This is a genomic window from Erythrobacter sp. Dej080120_24 (genome assembly GCF_036322605.1).
Lineage (GTDB): Bacteria > Pseudomonadota > Alphaproteobacteria > Sphingomonadales > Sphingomonadaceae > Erythrobacter > Erythrobacter aurantius.
In genome coordinates this window covers 827,806-843,811 of record NZ_AP027262.1, presented here as the reverse complement: position 1 = coordinate 843,811, position 16,006 = coordinate 827,806, and the positions used below count along the sequence as shown (strand labels likewise).

The 16,006-nt window shown below is 60.7% G+C and carries 16 protein-coding genes, 1 tRNA gene and 1 pseudogene; 10 read left to right on the top strand and 8 right to left on the bottom strand.

Annotation, left to right across the window (positions count from 1 at the left end; all coding sequences use genetic code 11):
* Window positions 1-16: 16 nt before the first annotated feature.
* Window positions 17-798 (top strand): annotated as a pseudogene (locus AABA34_RS04235) (IS5 family transposase).
* On the opposite strand, the gene AABA34_RS04230 reads toward AABA34_RS04235, so the two are convergent.
* The 4 genes from AABA34_RS04230 to AABA34_RS04215 form a co-directional block, all read right to left on the bottom strand.
* The gene (locus AABA34_RS04230) at window positions 795-1,415 is read right to left on the bottom strand and encodes an Ig-like domain-containing protein (RefSeq protein WP_252259780.1); all 621 of its coding nucleotides are present in this window, start codon (window positions 1,413-1,415) and stop codon (window positions 795-797) included. The pseudogene AABA34_RS04235 and the gene AABA34_RS04230 sit on opposite strands and share 4 nt — an antisense overlap.
* Before the next feature lie 685 nt (window positions 1,416-2,100).
* Window positions 2,101-2,637: a Mov34/MPN/PAD-1 family protein gene (locus AABA34_RS04225; RefSeq protein ID WP_252259779.1), complete on the bottom strand. Its 537-nt coding sequence runs from the start codon at window positions 2,635-2,637 to the stop codon at window positions 2,101-2,103.
* Window positions 2,634-4,310: an E2/UBC family protein gene (locus AABA34_RS04220; protein WP_252259778.1), complete on the bottom strand. Its 1,677-nt coding sequence runs from the start codon at window positions 4,308-4,310 to the stop codon at window positions 2,634-2,636. Before AABA34_RS04220 ends, AABA34_RS04225 begins: the two co-directional genes overlap by 4 nt.
* On the bottom strand, window positions 4,307-5,485 hold the full coding sequence (locus AABA34_RS04215; protein ID WP_252259777.1) for a CBASS cGAMP synthase: 1,179 nt from the start codon (window positions 5,483-5,485) through the stop codon (window positions 4,307-4,309). The genes AABA34_RS04220 and AABA34_RS04215 overlap by 4 nt, the downstream gene beginning before the upstream one ends.
* A 77-nt stretch (window positions 5,486-5,562) precedes the next feature.
* On the opposite strand from AABA34_RS04215, the gene AABA34_RS04210 reads away from it, so the two are divergent.
* The 4 genes from AABA34_RS04210 to AABA34_RS04195 all read left to right on the top strand — a co-directional run bounded on the left by AABA34_RS04210 (window position 5,563) and on the right by AABA34_RS04195 (window position 9,138).
* Window positions 5,563-6,279 (top strand): hypothetical protein, encoded by a 717-nt coding sequence (locus tag AABA34_RS04210; RefSeq protein ID WP_252259776.1) that lies wholly within the window; start codon window positions 5,563-5,565, stop codon window positions 6,277-6,279.
* Between the two features lie 512 nt (window positions 6,280-6,791).
* A complete protein-coding gene (locus AABA34_RS04205) occupies window positions 6,792-7,067 on the top strand; it encodes a DUF3489 domain-containing protein (RefSeq protein ID WP_338304032.1) in 276 nt (91 codons plus the stop codon).
* Complete coding sequence (locus tag AABA34_RS04200) at window positions 7,067-7,495, top strand: DUF2924 domain-containing protein (RefSeq protein WP_338304031.1); 429 nt, start codon at window positions 7,067-7,069, stop codon at window positions 7,493-7,495. The genes AABA34_RS04205 and AABA34_RS04200 overlap by 1 nt, the downstream gene beginning before the upstream one ends.
* Window positions 7,492-9,138 (top strand): recombinase family protein, encoded by a 1,647-nt coding sequence (locus tag AABA34_RS04195; protein WP_338304030.1) that lies wholly within the window; start codon window positions 7,492-7,494, stop codon window positions 9,136-9,138. The genes AABA34_RS04200 and AABA34_RS04195 overlap by 4 nt, the downstream gene beginning before the upstream one ends.
* Window positions 9,139-9,347: 209 nt before the next feature.
* Here the strand turns inward: AABA34_RS04195 and AABA34_RS04190 are convergent.
* Window positions 9,348-9,434: transfer RNA gene (locus tag AABA34_RS04190), tRNA-Leu, on the bottom strand.
* 210 nt (window positions 9,435-9,644) lie between these two features.
* On the opposite strand from AABA34_RS04190, the gene AABA34_RS04185 reads away from it, so the two are divergent.
* Window positions 9,645-9,881 carry a hypothetical protein gene (locus AABA34_RS04185; RefSeq protein ID WP_338304029.1) on the top strand — a complete coding sequence of 79 codons (237 nt, stop codon included), beginning with the start codon at window positions 9,645-9,647 and terminating at the stop codon, window positions 9,879-9,881.
* A 21-nt stretch (window positions 9,882-9,902) separates the two neighbouring features.
* Here AABA34_RS04185 and AABA34_RS04180 read toward each other — a convergent pair whose 3' ends face one another.
* A complete protein-coding gene (locus tag AABA34_RS04180; protein WP_338304028.1) occupies window positions 9,903-10,865 on the bottom strand; it encodes a zinc-ribbon domain-containing protein in 963 nt (320 codons plus the stop codon).
* A 177-nt stretch (window positions 10,866-11,042) separates the two neighbouring features.
* Here AABA34_RS04180 and ftsE point away from each other — a divergent pair, with 177 nt between their 5' ends.
* From ftsE to AABA34_RS04160, 4 genes are read left to right on the top strand one after another with little or no spacing between them, the layout of a single operon-like run.
* Entirely contained in the window at window positions 11,043-11,798 is a 756-nt protein-coding gene (gene ftsE, locus AABA34_RS04175; protein ID WP_338304027.1) for a cell division ATP-binding protein FtsE, read from the top strand.
* Window positions 11,795-12,724, top strand: coding sequence for a cell division protein FtsX (locus tag AABA34_RS04170; protein WP_338304026.1), 930 nt, complete (start codon window positions 11,795-11,797; stop codon window positions 12,722-12,724). The genes ftsE and AABA34_RS04170 overlap by 4 nt, the downstream gene beginning before the upstream one ends.
* A gap of 4 nt (window positions 12,725-12,728) precedes the next feature.
* A complete protein-coding gene (locus tag AABA34_RS04165; protein WP_338304025.1) occupies window positions 12,729-13,265 on the top strand; it encodes a YdcF family protein in 537 nt (178 codons plus the stop codon).
* Between the two features lie 8 nt (window positions 13,266-13,273).
* A complete protein-coding gene (locus AABA34_RS04160; protein ID WP_338304024.1) occupies window positions 13,274-13,993 on the top strand; it encodes a lysophospholipid acyltransferase family protein in 720 nt (239 codons plus the stop codon).
* A gap of 3 nt (window positions 13,994-13,996) precedes the next feature.
* Here AABA34_RS04160 and AABA34_RS04155 read toward each other — a convergent pair whose 3' ends face one another.
* Together AABA34_RS04155 and hisC are read right to left on the bottom strand one after the other, a co-directional pair.
* The gene (locus AABA34_RS04155; RefSeq protein ID WP_338304023.1) at window positions 13,997-14,905 is read right to left on the bottom strand and encodes a prephenate/arogenate dehydrogenase family protein; all 909 of its coding nucleotides are present in this window, start codon (window positions 14,903-14,905) and stop codon (window positions 13,997-13,999) included.
* Entirely contained in the window at window positions 14,902-16,005 is a 1,104-nt protein-coding gene (hisC, locus tag AABA34_RS04150) for a histidinol-phosphate transaminase (protein WP_338304022.1), read from the bottom strand. The genes AABA34_RS04155 and hisC overlap by 4 nt, the downstream gene beginning before the upstream one ends.
* Window position 16,006 lies beyond the last annotated feature (1 nt).

Here is a 16,006-nt window from a genome sequence, read left to right as displayed (position 1 = left end):
TTTTTGAGGAGCAGTCATGGGTCGCGGGGATTTGTCGGATGCGGAATGGGAACTGATCGGGCCGCTACTTCCGCCTGAGCGGGGTCGCTGGGCGCGGCCAGCTGGCGATAATCGACGCTTCCTCAACGGCATGCTCCATGTGTTGCGGGTCGGCTGTCCCTGGCGCGACATGCACGAGCGGTATGGCAAGTGGAACTCGGTCTATGTCCGGTTCCGGCGCTGGGCCGGACAAGGTGTCTGGGATGCACTCCTGCAAACGCTGGTCGATCTGGGACTGACCGACGATTGGCAGCACATGATCGACAGCACCAGTGTTCGCGGCCATGTCTCGGCGGCGGGCGGAAAAGGGGGGCTTGTGCGAACGCTCTTGGTCGATCGCGCGGCGGCTTTACGAGCAAGATCCACGCCCGCTGCGACAATCAGGGACTGCCTCTCGGCTTCATCCTGACCGGTGGCGAAGCCTCCGACTACACTGCAGCCGAGCCGCTCATGGAGATCCCCATCGCCACGCCCAAGGCGCTGCTGGCGGACAAGGGATACGACGGTAATCGCTTCCGGGAAAGCCTGCTGATCCGGGGCATCCTGCCGATCATCCCGCCCCGCTCGAACCGCAAGGTGCCCGAGCACCCCGACTATCGCCGCTACAAGGACCGCAACCGCATCGAGCGCATGTTCGGCAAGCTCAAGCAGCAGCGTCGCATCGCCACCCGTTACGACAAGACCATCCTATCGTTCGAAAGCTTCCTCAACCTCGCCGCCGCCCGCCTATGGCTGAAGTCTTTTGTCAACACGGCCTAGAGAGGCGGTCCGCCACCGCCGCCGCTGCAACTTCCCGCAGCAACGTTCAGATCTCCGGTTGACGTAGCACCAAGAGAGTCAGCGACCGTGTAGGTGAAAAGCGAGAAATCGAACGCGACACCGCCAAGCACAACCTCGACGGTTGATGCCGAGATCACCGTGGCACTTGCGCTGCCCTGGTTTCGTGTGATCCCGGTCAGGGCCAGTGGCAGGTTACCCTCCGGATCGCTGTCGTTCGCCGTCAGGTTCACGTACAAAGTGCCGTTGCAGCCTGACGCCGAGGCAAAGTCGGTTGTCGTCGTGGGCGGGTTGTTGCCCGGCGGCGGAGGGGGAGGCGGGGGAGGCGGAGGTGGTGGAGGTGGCGGCGGCGGAGGTGCAGAGCCGCTACACTCGACGCTCCCGCTGCTGGTGTTGGCAAGGTACTGCGTCCTGTTGTCAGCCTTGTCGTAACAGATCGACTGCGTCTCGCCGTTGTTCTGACCGCCGGTTGTGACGACCTTGATGAGGCGCCCGAGCGCATCATAGGTGTAGGTCTCCGTGCTCGACTGCGCATGCGCCATCGAGGCACAGGAAAGAGCAGCAAGGGAAGTACTCGCGAGAAACAGGATACGGTGCATGAACAGCAGGTGCCTTTTGCAGCAAGTTCCCATCAGGACTGCAAAATATCAAAGCAATATCAATGACAATATTCACCCGACCTGGAGGCTGTGAATTGTTGTTTCCCGGTTTTCTGCGGCATCGGGCAACTTGCCCTACAGAAAAAATGAAGGTGCGCCTGAACGCAGATTTGAGCGGATTGGCACCACCGGACACGCCAACATCTTGGGTAAGTCGGACAAATATCCCGAATCACCACAATCTCTCGGCCGCGATTCGCCCGCGCTACCCGCTCCGCAATCGCGGCAGCGCAGGCTCACCGCCGGTATCCTCGCAGACGCGCAAACCTCGACTCAGGCTCAATCGAACCTGGGCGAGCGTGTCCAAGGGATGCAAAACTCGATTGCAAATCAGCGTCCACTGTTGGGCCGGTTGCAGACTGTCTTCTGTTGGCGAGCCCGATACGGAATGCTGCCGTTTCGTCCCACACCCTGTTGCCAGCTTTAGCGCTTAGATCGGAGATTCATCTTTCGTCGCTGCGCACTTCGGTTTGTCGTTGGCAGTTACTACGTTTAGTCTCAGGATTTCGGGTTGTTGTGGTGGTTTGATTTCAGTTGCGGCTCGCAATGTGCCATAGCAACGCTCGTGCAGAGATGGGCTGTTTGCAGGAACAGAGCAAAGTGTGGTTGCGGTTGCCCGCTAAGGCTAGGGCAACTCGAGGGTTGGACCATAAGCCTCATTCCCCGTTTTGCGCAGACGACGCTTGATGGCAGCAGGGGTGAGGTAGAAAGTGCCAAGCTCATCTTTTTCGACTTGCCGAAGCAAAACCTTACCCCGATCACCCCAAAACTGAAGGTAAAAGGCGGTTTCTCGTCCGTCGCAGATAGGGAATATCATCTCTGCCTTGCGCTGCCTAACGATGCCGTTCCAATTGCGTACATCGATGGAAGAAGGCGAAAGAGAAAACCCAGGATGGCTGTGCCATTCGCCAATCCAGTCCATCTTTCCACCGGATTTACGCCACCTCCTAAGCGCAGCTATTCTGTGCCCCTTAGGCGAGCGCTGGAAGCGCATCGAACTCTGTCGATCCCATGGCAATGGACGGGTGATCTCAGTCACATGAAGGTAGAGACCCTTGCGCAGCCCAAGTACCAGCCCCCCAGCTTCTAAAGGGCGATACTGCCGCGTACATTTCAACATATTCTCTGCCGCTTCATGATCGACAAGAATGCCCTCGATCACGACCCATCCCTCGCGAGGCATGATGGGCACGTTTTGTGAGCTGCAGGAGACGTTGGTTTACGCTCGATGCCGCGCTCGTGGTCGAGTACGATCGTGCGAAGCCGCGCCCCTGGCTTATCGTTGGCCCAACCTATCGCCATGTCGCAAGCTAATCCGGCAGCGGTGGCAGGCGCAGCAACGGAGTAAGGAATATAGTTCCCATCTCCGCAGGTCGCAGGGGCCATGTTGGCTTCGACCCCCGGTTTGAGAGCTGGGAAACGCGGCCCTGCGCTCATAGACGGCCTCAGACAGCGAAAGCAGCACTCATCGCCGCGGACATTCAGAAAAGCCTGAACAGCTGCGCCGTTACCGCTTATCCAGCAATGCAGAATGGCATCAGCCGATATGCCGTCCTCATAAAAAAGTTCATTCAGCGCATATTGCGTGTTCCAATCACCTGTCGCATCGACGAGTAGATTGGCGTCAGCCAGCACCGTCTTTTGAGCTAGCGCATCGCCAACCGTGGCCCGGATATCGCATTGGGGGTGAAAAGACTTTAGCTCCTCAGCCAGCGCGCTCGCCTTCGTTTCGCCTATCCGCGAATGGCCGAGATAATGACGCCCGATATTGCCAGCAGAAAGCACCTGACTATCAATCAGCGTCAGGGGTGCACCGGCGCCCGCGCCACTCTGGATAAGGAATTTGGCAAGATGGCTTCCAAGCGTGCCGCAACCTACAAGAGCGATGGCCTTCCCATCCAATGTTTTGATCCCGTGCAAATTACGTTGAGCGATCTCAGCCAATCCCGTCCAATAACCACCGGAGCGCTTGATATCGAGTTTAGTTTTCTGCTTGGCTAAAAGCGGCTGCAATTTCGAAGATCGCAGTTTCTTTGCACGGACCGCCACTGCAACGTTAGCCGGCAGTTCAACTTTGACGCCGAGAGTGCAGTTGTTTGCTGCGAGGCATACGAATTTCCCAGACAGAAGCGCTCTCTCACATTCGCTCCAGCGATCAGCAACCACAGCCGTTTGCCCACGAAACCATTGCTCAAGAGACAAGAAGCTGTTCGGTACCAAACGATCAGCGGTCGGTCCCAACTCGGCATCGAAATGGAATACAACGGCTCCAGACAATCGGGTAGCCTCGTGGTCATGTAGACTGATCGTATCAGCGATCGCGAAAAACGGACTTCCCGTTGCAGGCTTGAAGACCGCGTATTGCAAGCCGGCTTGTCGCTCAGCTGTACCATTCCGGCTCACGAGAACTCGGAAATGCGGCTCCTTCGTTATCCAATACTCTTGGTACTCGGCCGCAACTTCGGTGCCGCCTTGCCCGGCAAAACTCTTCTCCAGCGAAAGCTCGGCCTGTCTGAGCACGCGCAAAACGGATCCGCCTGGATCGTGAAAGTCGAGTGGCAGGCCAGTTGCGGGGGCAAAGCAAACCACAGATCCTTCGATGTCGTCACGGCATATATGTCCGAATGCGCCAGTGGGGAGTTGCTTGCGATCGACAAGCCGAACAATGGGTAGCTCCACAAACTTTGAATCTGGAACGACCAGTTCAATATCGACCGCACGGCCATGGACGTTTATCGATCCGCGAAACTCTGGCGATGCGCCTTGCTGTTCGGTGAAGCCTTTATTCGCAAGCGCAGCTGCAATTGCGCGCCACCGATCGGCTTGCGACATCATCCGGAATCGGAACTAGTTATGTGCGGTGTGGCCACGGTCGCCGCAGGAGCGGCACGTACAGCCGCAGCCGTGTCACTCTCAATCGCAATGATATCTGGCCTGTAGGGAATGCGTCGTCCGAATGCATCGCGCAGATGCTCGATAACCCGGTCGGCGTCGCCAGTACGCTCGAGCGCAGCTTCCATTGTCGCAGCAAGGGCTCGCGTTTCCGCCAGAACATCTCCGCGCTCTTCCTCGCTCCAGCTGTTCAAACAGCTCGCCTTAACCACCGGGTTTTTGATCTCGCCTGAAAAAATCGTCGGAAGCAGTCGCGCGAGATCGAGTATAGTCTTATCATCGCGGTTATCTGCGCTCTGACCGAGTTCGAGCAGAGCCGCATCGATCGCACACATCAGGCAGATTGAGGATAGCGGGCTGTTGGCCCAGACATGATCGCGCCAGCCCTTAAAGAAGCGGCTCATTCGACGGAATGACGGGCCGTGGCGATCAACTCGGTTTTCAACCCAGTCATGAAGCTGTTTGGGATCCGATTGAACCCATTCTCCGCTGCGCTGGGCCAGCATCACGCGGTCGCTCGGAATCGCAGGAACGCTGTCAAAAGTTAGTTTGCGTGCGCTGAAGGCGGCTTCCTCAATGGCTGCCTTCATGACTCTGAAGCGCTCCTCTGGAACGGAATAGATCGGGATGTCGATATGCGCGCCTCGCCAGAGCTTGATCCGCACGCACGTGTCTTTGCTGGAGTCGAGCGACCAGCCGTTAGCCCGGCAAACCGGGCGAAGCACTTCTTCAACGAAGGTAAACAGGGCGCCAGCCGCTAGCGCGGGATGATTGTCGCTCAGAAAACGGACCGGAACGTACATGCCATCATCAAGATCGATCTCCTGCAAAGCCGGCTGCGCTGGAGCATTTAGCGTCTTATACGCGAAGCTACCTTGCGTCATGAACTTGACCTTCACATCGTCCTGAATGCGATTGGCAGTCTCGATCAGATAATCACGCCGCCAAAAGCTTTTGTCTGATTCGAGGCGATGCGTTGCATTGCGAAGGGCCGTGCGGATGGTTTGACGGGCATTTAAGAGGCGCTGCCGCTCGTTATCTTCGATCTCGAGGCTTGCAAGATAGCTCGGGTTCTTTTGAAGCCCGACAAACAGGGCATGCGCGTTAGCTAAAGTCATGGCGGCACTCCTAGTTCATTCGGGCCTTTCCTACACAGATGCGGCAGGTTACAGCGAAATCAAGAGGCGAACAAACAATGTACAGAATTTTCCCGGTAAAAGCGCTGATCTACGCTGCGGCACTCTTGGCCGTGGGCGTTTTCCTAGCGATAGAACTCGCTACGTCTGCATTCGATATCGAAGTTCGAAGGCTGGCAATACCAAGCATCGTTTGGGCAATCTGTGTTGCCCTTGCATGGAACCCGATCTGGCGATGGATTTGGTCGGTGAGTAAAAGGGTTGGCTGGTTGCCCGATCTTGGACACCACGTGTTCCCGGATCTCAACGGCAAGTGGGCTATGACGCTTCGCAGCAATTGGTCGCGTCAGATACAGTTGCTTGATGCGGCCGCCGATCGGCGACGTAGTTTCGACCCTCGAATTTGCGAAGCGGACGAGCTTGCCGAGTTGCTGCCTGTCTCACTGGTCGCCGAGATCGAACAATCGTGGTGGTCCATCAAGATCACAGTGACCAATCCGCGCGCTGATACACCGATTAAAAACTCGACAAGCTATATCGTCATGCCGCGCAAGCGTTCGGAAAATGAGCGGCCCTCGCTCTGCTATTTCTATAACCAGCAAAACGACACCGATAACCAAGCGGATGATCTCAGTTTCGATGCAGCAGCCAGCTTGTTCTACGATAATGAGAAGGATCAGCTTGAGGGAACATTCTGGACAGCGCGGCAATGGCGACGCGCAATCAACACTGCTGGAACGCTCACACTCTATCGTCTCCCAAATCAAACGGTTTAGGTGCGCGCGCTTGAAGCGTAGAAGCCATTGGAATTCGCTCGGGCTATAAGCGGATCCACCGCACTCTTCGCTTTTGGATGGTCAATAAAGAATTCGAAACTCTTTAACGAGAAATCACAGTCGTAGCTTAGCAACCCCCTTCTCCGCGCGGCCACCCGCGTCCATCAACCTATGCGAATGTCCGCTCTTGGGAGCTAAAATCTCGGGTGACTACGCCTTGGATTGGAGCGCATAGCGGACATAGCTGATCGCCGCGAGTTCCGCTCGACTTCCTTCGCAAACGAAGCATTGGTGCGTTGACTGAATCGCGGCCCTTGACGGGCCGCAGCCCCGATGCGGTAGCGCGATACGGGGCGCTGGGTGGTGGGAGCAGCGAGTAGCGCTGCTCCAATCAAGGAGAACCACCCATGACCAATATAACCCCCATTAGCTGTGACCCTGCCCAGGCCCCGGCCCCGGCCGGGGAACCACTGCATTCGGCAGGAGCAGATGCAAAAGCACTGTCTCCCCAAATGCAGTCTGCGCCCAAGCCTGCAAAGAAGCCCTCCAAACCCGCAGGCAACGAAAAACGCCAGACCAAGGCTTCGAAAGTCGAGGCGCTGCTGGCGCGCAAGTCCGGCGTCACACTTGACCAGATGGGCGAGGCAACCGGCTGGCAAGCGCACACCTGCCGCGCGTTCATGAGCGGCCTGAGGAAGAAGGGTCGGGAAGTGATCCGCGAGACTGGCAAGGCGGGCAAGAGCATCTACCGGTTCGGCTCCGCAAAATCCGCAGCGAACGCAGGTTGATGGGACGCTGTGAACGCCTGTCGCTCGATCGACTGGAGGAGTTGTCTATCGCTGAACTGAGAGACGAGTGGGCGCGCTGTCATGGCGCGCCTCCTCCCAATCTGTCAGCCGACCTTCTGAGGCACGGGATAGCGCACCGGATACAAGAGAGGCGCCATGGCGGCATCAGCCGCGAGACGCGGCGGATTATCATGCAGACCTCTCGTTCAGCGACTATGGGCAACGAGCCAGCTGCCTCACCGCCGCAACGCAAGCTCACACCCGGCACGCGGCTGGTGCGCGACTGGCACGGGGCTGGCCACACGGTCACGGTGCTTGAGCAGGGGTTCGAGTACGACGGGCAAGTATGGCGCTCGCTGACCGCGGTCGCCAAGGCCATCACCGGCACCCATCGGAATGGTCCTCGCTTCTTCGGGCTGACCCAATGAGCGCCACCAAGACCCTGCGCTGCGCAGTCTACACCCGCAAATCGACTGAGGACGGGCTCGCACAGGAGTTCAACAGCCTCCATGCCCAGCGCGAGGCTTGCGAGGCCTATATCCTGAGCCAGCGGCATGAGGGCTGGACGCTGGTCGAGACCCATTATGACGATGGCGGGTTCTCGGGCGGCAATATGGAACGCCCGGGCCTCAGAGCCCTCTTAGGGGACGTTGAGAGCGGTCTCGTTGATGTGATCGTGGTCTACAAGGTCGACCGCCTGACCCGCAGCCTTGCCGACTTCGCCAAGATCGTGGAGCAGCTCGATGCAAGGCAAGCCAGCTTCGTCTCGGTGACGCAAGCGTTCAACACCACGACCAGCATGGGCAGGCTGACCCTCAATGTGCTGCTGTCGTTCGCCCAGTTCGAGCGTGAGGTGACCGGTGAGCGGATCAGGGACAAGATCGCTGCCTCGAAGAAGAAGGGACTATGGATGGGTGGGCCAGTGCCGCTCGGCTACGAGGTGATCGACCGCAAACTTATCCCCGTGCCGGAGGAAGCCGAGCGGGTCCGAACGATCATGCGCCGCTACATTGGCTCGCGCTCCGCCAACGAGCTGATCGCACAGCTGGAGGCCGAAGGCATCCGTACCAAGGTTCAGAAGCGCACCAGCGGACCGCACAGGGGCGGGATCCCGTTCCGGCGTGGAAGTCTGTTCCATCTGCTCAGGAACCCGATCTATCGCGGCAAGATCGTGCACAAGGGAGAGGTGTACGAAGGCGAGCATGAGCCGATCGTCGACGAGCAACTCTGGAATGGGGTGCAGAAACGGTTGCAGGAGAAGGCACCACCGCGCAGGCGAGCGAAGAACGATCCGCAGCAGGCCATACTGCGCGGCCTGCTGTCCGATCCCGAGGGACGCCCGATGGTCCCTACCTATGCCACCAAGGGAACGCGGCGCTATCCCTATTACGAGACCCGCAAGGATCTTGCCCGGGTCGATGACGTTCCAGCAACCCGCATCAGCCAGGGACAGCTCGAACGGCACCTGATCGTCCAACTCACAACGCTGCTGGAAGACGAGCATATGCTGCGCAGGATCTCAGGTGAACAGGAGGGAGGCGTACTTCGTGACATGTTCGCCAAAGCCAAACTTGCCGCCGCCAACCTCGCCTTTGAGCCTCAATGCCAGACGATCATCCCGCTGCTGATCGCCGGGATGCAGATATGTCATGACCGCATCGATGTTCGCCTGAATGCGGACGCGCTCGGTTGCAGCAACCGCCAGCACTGGGAATGGTGCATTCCACTACCACCCCGCAAGCCGTTCCGCGAGGCAAAGCTGCGGATTGATCAGGATGCCAATGCAAGGCCAATCGACACAGGCACGATCGCACTTCTCGGTGAGGCTCTCGAGGCGCGCAAGCTGGTCCTTGCCAGCCCCGAGCTCAGCATCAACCAGATCGCAAGACGCGAAGGCCGCTGCCGCAAGCAACTCACGAGGCTGGTCCGCCTGAGCTGGCTCAGCCCGAGCATCATCGAAGCGATCACCGATGGCAGGGCACCTCCCCGGCTCACGCGCAAGCGACTGCTCGATACGGAACTACCGCTCTCGTGGTCTGCACAGGAAGAAGCGCTCGGGTTCGCAGGCTGACTTGCAACTTGCCCAGCAACACTCTCACGCTAGGTGAGGCGAGGGAAATCCAGACAGAGACATTGGCTGAAATGGGCGCTGAGAAGGGGCCGATGAGAGGGTCTCTGGCCCACGCCCCGTCAAGGACGGTCCCCAAATCCCGCAGAACCGCGCGCATCCCGGCGCAGTGTACGCCGGGTCGGCGTTTTCCGGTTCCCTCTAAGACTGTTTGGTGCGGTCGAGAAGACTCGAACTTCCACGGCCTTTCGGCCACAACGACCTCAACGTTGCGCGTCTACCAGTTCCGCCACGACCGCACTCGGGTTTCCGGGGGCGCTATGCGCTCCCCCTCGGTAGGAGCGCGCCACTAGCAAGGGGGCATGATGCGCGCAAGAGCTTTGATGGCCTGCCCGAAAATACCGCATTCACCCCGGCCCGGTTGAGGATTGCCGGCCCGATTGTCCCGCTGTGGGACCGGGTTACCGATGTGCTTGTAAGAATGGTAAATCCGGCGGAAACCATTTGGCATGAGCCTTACCGCCGCCCTTCTGATTGTCGCACAAGCCAGCACCCCTGTCGTGGCTCAGGCGCCTGCACCGCAGCCGACTGCGATCGCCACCGTGCAGGCAAGCGTAAGGGTGCTGCGCCCGGCGCGGATCAGCGTGGCTCAAGCTGTCGAAGATGCGCCCGAAGGCCAGCAGCGCGATCATTCGGTGCAACGCGGACGCGATGCCGCTGGCACAGTCTGGATCGAATTCAGCTGAGGACTGCTGGCGAGAGGCGCGTCAGTTCGGCGACCAGCCGATTTCCGCAGCCTTCGCCGAAACCGGAATATCCGTCACCGCCTCGGTAACATTGAGCGTTTCACCGGGGGCTAGCTCCCGCTTCGACGGGACGACCACCCAGCTGTAGACGTTCTTGTTACGCTCATCCCGGAACACGATCAGCAGGCTCGGCACGCTGACGCTTTCTGCGCCGGTGTTGCGGATATTGCCGCGCACTTCGAAGATTTCCTCACCCGATTCGAGCGTCACCTTGCGTTGCTGCGCGGCGGGGAAGTCGAGTTCGAGGCTGGCGGGTTGAATCCCGAAAGTCGGGCGGGTCACAGGGAACCAGTCGGGCAGGCCATAATAATTGACCGCAACCACCGTTCCCGACGCCAGCAGCGCGAACGCCGCAGCCGCGATCGTCCACATCTTCAGCGAGTTGCGGCGCCGCGTGAACGGCGGGCTGTAGTCGAACTGCGACGCCCCATCGTCATAGTCATCGTCATCGGAATAGACCGGATCGTCCGCCATGTCGGGACCATTTCCGGCAAGCGGATCGGCATCGGAACCGAAAGCTTCGTCAACCGGGGAATCTTCCTGCGGATCAGGCTCCGGACGGCTTGGAGGAGGCGCGCTTGTCTCTCCCAAGCCCTGCTTGAAAGCCTTTGCAGCGATCCCGTCAGTCGCAGCAGCTTCCCCCGATGTTTCGGGCCGGTCTTGCGTACGCCAATGGCTGACCGAAGGCGTCGCACCTGATGTCGTAGCAGGTTCTGCCGCAGGAGGTGGCGGGGGTGGAGCCGGCGGAGGCGGAGGTGCGGCTTCTTGCGGCTTCGCATCAGCGCGCTCAGTCAGGTCGAGCGGGGCGGGTTCCTGAAACCAGCTGTGCTTGCACTTCGCGCAACGCACGGTCCGCCCGTCGGCGCCGATCGCGGTTTCAGGCACGACATAGCGTGTTCCGCAGGCAGGGCAGGAAATAATCATCGCCCTTATGGCAATAATCAGCGGTTGCCGCCGCACAAGTCCGGCAGCGACACAGTGAGGCGAATCGGGCAATTTTTCCCCAGTGGAGCGCATCAACACCGGTCAGAAAGGCGGATTCATGGCGATAGCACACGTCTTGGGCTTTCCCGATGGCAGGCGCGCTGATAAGTGCGCGCCATGACCGACAGGCCGGCAGAAATCGTGAAATTCGACAATGTCGGCTTGCGCTACGGCACCGATCCTGAGGTGCTCAGCGATCTCAGCTTCACGCTTTTCCCCGGCAGCTTCTACTTTCTCACCGGTGCCAGCGGCGCGGGCAAGACCAGCCTTTTGAAGCTGCTGTATCTTGCACAGCGTCCTTCGCGGGGAGCGATCAGGATGTTCGGCAAGGACATGATCACCCTGCCGCGCACCAAGCTGCCCGATTTTCGCCGTCGACTTGGCGTGGTGTTCCAGAACTTCCGGCTGGTGCAGCACTTGTCCGCTTTCGACAATGTCGCGCTGCCGCTGCGGCTTGCCGGGACGGATGAGACCCGCGTCGTGAAGGCCGTATCGGATATGCTCGACTGGGTCGGACTGTCGCACCGGGCGCATGCGATACCGGCAACGATGTCCGGTGGCGAACAACAGCGCGTCGCCATTGCCCGCGCCGTCATTGCAAGGCCGCAAATGCTGATCGCGGACGAGCCGACAGGTAACGTCGATCCGGACATGGCGCTGAAACTGCTGCGCCTGTTCGAGGCTCTCAACAACAGGGTTGGCACCACAGTCATCGTCGCCACGCACGATGTGCATCTGCTCAAGAAAGTGCCCGACTCGCTGATCATGCGGTTGCAGAACGGGCGACTGTCCGATCCTACTGGCGCGCTGCGCTATCCGCCGCGGCCGACACCCAAGCCTTCACCCCGCGCGACGCCAAAGGGTCCGGCATGAACACGCCCCCGCTTCCGGAAGAACAAACTGCCGATGCAGCGGCCCCGGCGCGGACGAGGAGCGCCAGCCTGCTGCCTCAAGGACGGTTCGCGGGGCCGATTCCGTGGGTAATCGCCATTCTGATCGCGCTGGTGGTGATCGCCGCGGCGGGCGGATTGTCACTGCGCAATCTTGCCGAAAATGCCCGCGCCGACCTGGCTGGAGCAGTGACCGTGCAGATTGTCGAAGCCGATCCGGAGGTGAGGCAGGCGCGGGCTCAGGCTGCCGCTGACGCGCTGGGCGATCATCCGCTGGTTACCTCTGTACGGATCGTGCCTGAACAGGAACTGGTCGCCTTGCTGGAGCCATGGCTCGGTTCAAGCGCCGCGAGCGAAGACGTGCCGATTCCGGCACTGATCGACGTCGAACTGTCACGCAGAGCCAGCGCGAGCGAAATTAGGCAATTGCAGGCAGCGCTCGTCGAAGCCGCACCGGGAGCGAAGATCGACGCGCAATCGGATTGGCTTCGCCCGGTCTATGACGCACTGGCGGCATTGCAGTATCTGGCGCTTGCGCTGATCGTGCTGGTCAGCTTCGCAACTGCCGCCGCAGTTTGGCTTGCGGCCCGCAGCGCCTTTGCCAATCACCGCGACACCGTAGAGATCATCCATCTGCTCGGTGGCACGGACGAACAGGTCACGCGCATCTTTCAGCGTTCGGTTCTGCGTGATGCGGCCTTCGGATCGGTTGTCGGATTGCTGCTCGGGCTTGCTGCGGTATGGGTGCTGGGCCAGCAATTCGCAGCGCTTGACAGCGGCATGGTCGGCGGCGGGAACCTGGGCATTGGCGACTGGATGCTGATCGGAGCGATCCCCCTTGCCGGAGTCATGCTCGCGCTCGTAACCGGCCGGATCACTATCGGCTTTGCGCTGAAATCGATGTTGTAGAGTAATGGCGTTCTTCAGATACAGTTTCGCGGCCGCAGTTCTGGCGTGGGCACTGGGCTTCCTGTGGTTCACGGTAACCCTGCCACAACCCGCCGATGACATCGCGACGGATGCCGTGATCGTTCCGACCGGCGGACCGGGCCGGATCGCGCAAGGCCTGTCGGTGCTAGACGCCGGGCTGGCCTCGAAGATGCTTGTCACCGGGGTAGATCCCGAAGTCACGCCGGCAGAATTCGCGGTCCAGTTCGAAGTCGATCAGGCGCTGATGGATTGCTGTGTAACGCTGGGCTTCGTCGCGGTGGACACGCGCAGCAATGCCACGGAAACCGCCGATTGGGTGGCTGCCAATTCGGTGCGCTCCCTCCGCCTTGTCACCACTGATTGGCATATGCGCCGGGCCGCGGGCGAGCTTGATCGCACCCTGCCCGCCAATGTCGAAGTGCTGCGCGATGCGGTGCCTTCGCAACCCAGCCTCGCCAGCCTGTTTCTTGAATATCACAAATTGCTCGCCAGTTGGGGTGCAGGCCTGTTCGGTTATTGAGGGCGTCAGTGGCGTTTTTGCGCAGCCTTGTCTTTTACCCGCTCTTCTACGGGTTCAGCGCGGTTCTGGTGGTGGCATCGGTGCTGGCGATCCCGCTCGGGCGCGACCAGCTCAAGAAGATCGTGGCGTTGTGGGGCAGGTGGCACCATTGGTGCGTGGAGCGCATTCTCGGCATCCAGATCCTCCAGCACGGCAGAATCCCCGACGAACCCGTCCTGATCGCGGTCAAGCACGAAAGCTTCTTCGAAGCGATCGACATGCCGCGCCTGTTCAGTTTTCCGACCGTTTTTGCAAAGCGTGAGCTGTTCCTCATTCCCGGATGGGGGTTCTCTGCCCGTGTCTATGGCCTTGTCCCGGTGGCGCGCGACAAGGGCGCGCGAGCACTAAGAGAGATGATCGCCACAGCGAGATTGCGGATCAGCGAAGGGCGCCCGCTCGTCATCTTTCCCGAAGGGACGCGGGTGGCGCATGGCAAACAGCCGCCGCTGCAATCGGGGTTTGCGGGCATTTACAAGCTGCTGGGGCTTCCCGTCGTGCCGATCGCGGTCAACAGCGGGCCGACCTATCACCGCCTGATCAAGCGCCCCGGCACCATCACCTATCAGGTCGGCGAAACGATTCCCGCAGGCCTCCCGCGAGAGGAGATGGAACGCCGGGTGCATCAGGCCATCAACGTGCTGAACGAACAAAGCAGCATGCCGGAAAACGGATTGCCCGTCGGGGCTTGATGCCTAGCCGTGATCCGCGCGCCCGAAATCGGGCCGATCGTCGTCCTGCCCTTCCTCGATGACCTGCCGCCGGATCGCGCGGGTGCGGCTGAACAGGTCGTGGAGCGTCTCCCCGTCACCTGAACGGATCGCGCGTTGCAGCGCCGTCAGGTCTTCGGTGAACCGGCCCAGCATTTCCAGCACCGCGCTCTTGTTGTTGAGGAAGACATCGCGCCACATCACAGGATCGGATGCGGCAATGCGGGTGAAATCGCGGAAGCCACCGGCGGAATACTTGATGACTTCGCTGCGGGTCACTTCCTCAAGATCGCTGGCGGTGCCGACGATGGTGAAGGCGATGAGGTGCGGAATGTGGCTGGTCACCGCCAGCACCAGATCGTGATGCTGCGGGTCCATGATCTCGACTTTCGCGCCCAGCCCGCTCCAGAACGCGCTCAAGGCCTCGACCGCTGCCGGGTCGGCACCATCGGGCGGCGTCAGGATGCACCAGCGATTGACGAAAAGACTGGCAAAGCCCGCTTCGGGGCCGCTCTGCTCGGTTCCCGCCACCGGGTGCGCCGGGATGACATTGCGGCCCGGCAGGACGGCGGCCAGTGTCTCGGCCACGCTCTGCTTTGACGATCCGACGTCGCTGATGATCGCCCGCGCGGGAAGCGCTTCGGCAATCGCGGCTGCGGCATCGCCCATCGCACCGACAGGCACGCACAGGATCACCAGATCGACATCGCTTACCGCTTCGGCCGGGCTTTCGCACACGGTCCCGACAAGCCCGCGCTCGGTTGCGACGGCGCGCACATTCGGATTGGCATCAAAGCCGCGCGTCTCGATTTCAGGCGCGCGCTCACGCAGGGCCAGCCCGATCGACCCGCCCAGCAGGCCAAGCCCGATGATCGCTACCCGTGCGATCCTCATGCGATTTCCCCGCACAGGCTGCGCAGGCAGGCAATCACATTGTCCATGTCGGCGCTTTTTCCGATGGTGATGCGCAGCGCATTGGGCAGCCCCTGCCCCGGAAGGTGGCGCACCGCATATCCTGCCTCGGCAATCGCGCCAAGCGCGGCTTCAGCCGGAAGCTCGCCATTGAATTCGACCAGCACGAAATTCGCCTCACTCGGCACCGCAACCAGCCCGTGATTGCCCAAAGCTTCGATCGCGGCAACGAAGCGGGCGCGCTCGGCGGCGTTGTGAGTGCGGCTTGCCACGACGAAATCCTGATCGCCCAGCGCGGCCAGCGCCGCCTTCTGGCCGCTGGTGGTGACATTGAACGGCCCGCGGATCCGGTTCAGCACGTCGATCAGCCCCGGCGCGCCGGTGGCCCAGCCGATGCGTTCGGCAGCAAGGCCGTAAATCTTGGAAAAGGTGCGCGTCACCAGCACGTTGTCGTGCCGCGCCGCGAGATCGAAACCCACGCGCTGATGCGCAGGATCGACATATTCGCCATAGGCCTCGTCGATCACCAGCAACACGTCCGCAGGCAATCCGGCGTGCAGCCGCACGACCTCTTCCGGCGCGATCCATGTGCCGGTCGGATTGTTCGGATTGGCGAGGAAGACGACCTTGGTTCGCTCGCTCACCGCGGCAAGCAGGGCATCGACATCGGCAGTGTGATCGCGATCGGGCGCTTCGACCGGAGCTGCGCCGCAGCGCCTTGCCGCGATATCGTAGACGGCGAAGGAATGGGCGCTGAAGAGCACTTCGTCGCCGGCACCGGCAAAGCCTTGAGCGGCGAGGTTCAGCAGTTCGTCCGAACCTGTCCCGCACACGATCCGCGCCGGGTCGAGCCCGTGCAGTTCCGCAATCGCGGCCCGCAGCGCCTTGGCATCAGGATCGGGATAGCTGGCAGCCTCCCCCCGTGCGCTCTCCAGCGCGGCAAGTGCCGCAGGGCTCGTCCCCAGCGGGTTCTCATTGGCCGAAAGCTTGACCAGCGCACGACCATCGCTCGCGGTCGATTTGCCGGGGACATAGGCGTGGATGCCGAGGATATAGGGCTTGGGGGCTGGCTTTGTCGTCATG

What these genes read in the sequence shown, in the direction of transcription:
- AABA34_RS04230 (WP_252259780.1), bottom strand. Translation starts at nt 1,415, where the DNA reads ATGCACCGTATCCTGTTTCTCGCGAGTACTTCCCTTGCTGCTCTTTCC.
- AABA34_RS04220 (WP_252259778.1), bottom strand. Translation starts at nt 4,310, where the DNA reads ATGATGTCGCAAGCCGATCGGTGGCGCGCAATTGCAGCTGCGCTTGCG.
- AABA34_RS04215 (WP_252259777.1), bottom strand. Translation starts at nt 5,485, where the DNA reads ATGACTTTAGCTAACGCGCATGCCCTGTTTGTCGGGCTTCAAAAGAAC.
- AABA34_RS04210 (WP_252259776.1), top strand. Translation starts at nt 5,563, where the DNA reads ATGTACAGAATTTTCCCGGTAAAAGCGCTGATCTACGCTGCGGCACTC.
- AABA34_RS04205 (WP_338304032.1), top strand. Translation starts at nt 6,792, where the DNA reads ATGCAGTCTGCGCCCAAGCCTGCAAAGAAGCCCTCCAAACCCGCAGGC.
- AABA34_RS04200 (WP_338304031.1), top strand. Translation starts at nt 7,067, where the DNA reads ATGGGACGCTGTGAACGCCTGTCGCTCGATCGACTGGAGGAGTTGTCT.
- AABA34_RS04195 (WP_338304030.1), top strand. Translation starts at nt 7,492, where the DNA reads ATGAGCGCCACCAAGACCCTGCGCTGCGCAGTCTACACCCGCAAATCG.
- AABA34_RS04185 (WP_338304029.1), top strand. Translation starts at nt 9,645, where the DNA reads ATGAGCCTTACCGCCGCCCTTCTGATTGTCGCACAAGCCAGCACCCCT.
- AABA34_RS04180 (WP_338304028.1), bottom strand. Translation starts at nt 10,865, where the DNA reads ATGATTATTTCCTGCCCTGCCTGCGGAACACGCTATGTCGTGCCTGAA.
- ftsE (WP_338304027.1), top strand. Translation starts at nt 11,043, where the DNA reads ATGACCGACAGGCCGGCAGAAATCGTGAAATTCGACAATGTCGGCTTG.
- AABA34_RS04170 (WP_338304026.1), top strand. Translation starts at nt 11,795, where the DNA reads ATGAACACGCCCCCGCTTCCGGAAGAACAAACTGCCGATGCAGCGGCC.
- AABA34_RS04165 (WP_338304025.1), top strand. Translation starts at nt 12,729, where the DNA reads ATGGCGTTCTTCAGATACAGTTTCGCGGCCGCAGTTCTGGCGTGGGCA.
- AABA34_RS04155 (WP_338304023.1), bottom strand. Translation starts at nt 14,905, where the DNA reads ATGAGGATCGCACGGGTAGCGATCATCGGGCTTGGCCTGCTGGGCGGG.
- hisC (WP_338304022.1), bottom strand. Translation starts at nt 16,005, where the DNA reads ATGACGACAAAGCCAGCCCCCAAGCCCTATATCCTCGGCATCCACGCC.